3 protein-coding genes are annotated in these 3,456 nt (G+C 36.7%); all 3 read right to left on the bottom strand.

All coding sequences use genetic code 11. The features are described from left to right. Positions 1-1,165, bottom strand: a 1,165-nt coding sequence (locus F6K22_RS36180; RefSeq protein WP_293109466.1) for an SLBB domain-containing protein, incomplete at its 3' end; no start/stop codon positions are given. A gap of 921 nt (positions 1,166-2,086) precedes the next feature. Further along, positions 2,087-2,806 (bottom strand): cyanoexosortase B system-associated protein, encoded by a 720-nt coding sequence (locus F6K22_RS36175; RefSeq protein WP_293109465.1) that lies wholly within the window; start codon positions 2,804-2,806, stop codon positions 2,087-2,089. 368 nt (positions 2,807-3,174) lie between these two features. Further along, positions 3,175-3,456, bottom strand: a 282-nt coding sequence (locus F6K22_RS36170; RefSeq protein ID WP_293109463.1) for an archaeosortase/exosortase family protein, incomplete at its 5' end; no start/stop codon positions are given.

Below are 3,456 nucleotides of genomic sequence, written 5' to 3'. Positions count from 1 at the left end.
CATTCGGGAGAGTAGTAGTAGCCAAAGTGTCATTAGGATTACTGAAAATACGAACAGTAATTTGTTCTTGACTCAAAGTCGATTTACCAACTAGCTCCCGGTCATAACCAAAGTCTGACCCTGCTTCTAATGTGGGTACAATCACAGCATCCCCATCCTTTAAAGGAATATTGGGCAAGTCAGTAGAATTTTGCAAAGGAGTATATAAATCAATTGTTTCTTCAATCACAGTACCATCACCTAAGGTCCGGCGAACTAAAATTCGTCGCAGATCGGCAGTCAGAGAAGCACCACCAGCAGCTAATAAAGCAGAAGATACCTGATTTGCAGGATAATAACCAGGTCGAGTTACTTCTCCATTCACAGTAACAATACCAGTAGCTAAAGCTCCTGCCTGACTATAATTAGTGAGTAACTCTCTGTCTTTCTCTTGAGGTATAATAGACTGCTGAGAAGGTATAATTACAACATCCCCATCTTCTAAACGTAAATCTGGAGGAGAACCACCTTCTTGTAATGGGGTTAAAATATTTACTATCTGACTAACTACAGAACCATCAGCTAAAGTCCGACGCACTTCTATATTCCGTAGGTCTGCTGTAAAAGTTGTCCCACCTGCTGCTGATAAAGCATCTGAAATTTGATAATTTCCTCCTACTGGATAATAACCAGGTCTTGTAATTTCTCCGGCAATTGTGATTCGGACTGGACGTTGCACAATTAAAGATATGGAGACTTCTGGATTAATGATAAATTTATTTAGCTCAGAGGTAATTTTTGCTATTGCTTCTAATATAGTTAAATCTTGCAATAATACAGTTCCTACCAGAGGCATTTGAATTGTACCTTCTGGACCAATAGTTGTCGCTACATTTAGATCGGCAAATCTTTGAACTTGAATCGAAAGTTGGTCTCCCGGTCCGAGTAAGTAACGTCTTAATCGTAAATCTGGGTCTGAGTCGAAGTTAGGATCTAAAGGTGGAGAACCTATAGATGGAGATTTTATATTAGTTTGTGCAATATTTTGTTTAGAGTTGTTAGGTAATTGGGATTGCCCATAAGCAGTTTTGGGAAAAACTAAACTAGCTAAGGATAATACTATAGCGCTAGAGTAAAAGTTGGCTAAGAATAAAGAAATTAATTTTCGAGAATGGTGTTTAATCATAAGCTTTGAAGTTACATTATTTGATTAAGTTTTCTTTAGACTTCTTGGAGAAGTCAGGGAATAGGAAATAGGGAATAGGGAATTATTAATTTTAGATCTGGAATTTATTTAATTAAAAAACTTTTGCTAGAGGTCTTTTGTAGTAGCGCGTCTAGACTGAAATTGTTTGTGGGTAAAAAACCTAACCCCCCAACCCCCTTCCCTGGTAGGGAAGGGGGAGAAAACTCACTCCTCTCCTTGCAGGAGAGGAGTAGGGGAGAGGTCTTCCGGGATACCAAAACTTAACCCACATTTTCAAGCTAGACACCTTAGTAGGGTCGGCAAATATTTGCTCACCGTAATAGCGTGTCTAAAGGGTAAAATCTCTCCCCTCTCCTTGCAGGAGAGGGGTTGGGGGAGAGGTCTTCATTAACTCGCTCTTTACCCACATTTTCAAGCTAGATGCAATAGTAATAGGGAGTCTAGGCTAAAACTGCAGGAAAAAAACCTAAACCCCTAACCTACTTCTCTCCCAGGGAAACTCGGAAGAACTCTCCCTTATCCTTGTAGGATAGGAGTTTTGGGATAGGTCTTAATCTGCTGAAATTTACCAATATTCTCCAGCGAGACAACCTATAACACTACACACAATTTAGAAGTAATCTCTGAGAGAGTTTTAGGTTTTTAAATGCTATTTGCGGAGCATTTAGTAATTTCTGCGCCTTTTGCTTCGACTGCTATACTAGCTAATTTTGATAAATTTCAGTCACTCATACCAATTCACTTAAATAATGTGAGAAATAATTTGACCTTGATTATCAGAAATAATCGCCAAAATTTTTGTTATTTAAACTTTTTAGGCAATATAATCTTAACTTCTGAATTTTGAGTTTTGACTTTCGTAAAACGATATAACTAATTGTGGTTAGTGATATTTAAAACTTATTTGAATGCTTCTTTCATTAGTGATGCTTGAATTTTTTCCCCAATAGATTTGACTTGTGGTAGATAGGGATCGATATCTGCTAAAGGTTCAACAGGCAATAAAATATTTACTGCTACCCAAGGCACCCGCTTTTTGGATATCATAGCCGATCTATCCTTCCAAAACCAATCACCAGTTTCTGGACTTCCTCCTCCAGGCCAAGCATACCATTGCATAACTGCATAAGTTTGTTGATTTGTCCAGCCTCGAAAGAATCTAGCTTCTATATTAGAAGATTGCTTTTCTGAGTCTGTAGTTCCATTCCCATTGCCTGCTATTTTCACGGTAAATTTAACTCGTTGGTGAGAATCGGTTTTCCAGCGATTAAACCCGTTTATATCCATCCATTCTACTTGGGGCTTGTCTTTGGGTCCATTCGGAGTTAAAAGTAACAAAATTACAGATTGATTATCCTGTTTAACTTTTTGCAGCAACCAATTATGGTCAGCAATTCGTATTTTTTGATGGGATATTGTTGGCAAATCAGAAATAGTTAATCCCTCTTCTCTTATTTGTCGTAAGTCTTTGAAATTAGTAATTCTTGGTGTATTTTTCCATGACCATTTTCCTGTTATATAGCCAGGAACAGCACCTACTACTAAAACAATTAACAGAAGTACAACTAATATTACTTTTGAAAGTTGATATCTCTGAAGTATTTTAAAACTGTAAATCATAAAAAAATGATAATTTAATTAATTTGTGCGATTATTTTGGAAAAAAATAATCGCACAACTATACTTTTGATTATATTTCTATATAGGCTTTCTCATGTTAGTTAAGGTATACTTTTTTTGTACTTTTCTATTTCCTTTTTCCTAAACTGAGAATTTTTGACCTTAACCTAAGCATTCAGTTTTTCCTGGGTCATGCTACCTAAACAACTTTTGAATGTAATAACTTGATTTCGGTTAGCTGATGAGCAATTTCATTAATATTTCACTTCTTGGAGACTAAATTCCTCCTGACAAAATAATTAGTTAATAACTCATAGTTCATAGCTAATAGCTGAATACTTAAATCTTAACAGTACCACAATCATAATTTATATATCAGATTGATTTTGAGCATCAGCCGATGTTGTGAAATAATTATCTACCCAGTTCATAATCAGAATTAATAAACCCAACATACAGGCAGAATACATATCTCCACCCCATCCATCATGTAACCAATGAAAAGCTTCATCCTGACCTGTACCATGAAAAATTGTTAGTACAGTATTTCTCACAATATTTGCACTAACACTAACTAATAATGTATCACCTCCCTCGGCGCCGCGGATCTCGACGATGACGTTGCGGCCGTCGTTCGGATCCTTGGGCAG

Origin of the sequence: Okeania sp. SIO2F4 (assembly GCF_010672385.1) — a bacterium.
Taxonomy (GTDB): domain Bacteria; phylum Cyanobacteriota; class Cyanobacteriia; order Cyanobacteriales; family Microcoleaceae; genus Trichodesmium.
This window is presented reverse-complemented; position numbering and strand designations above follow the sequence as displayed.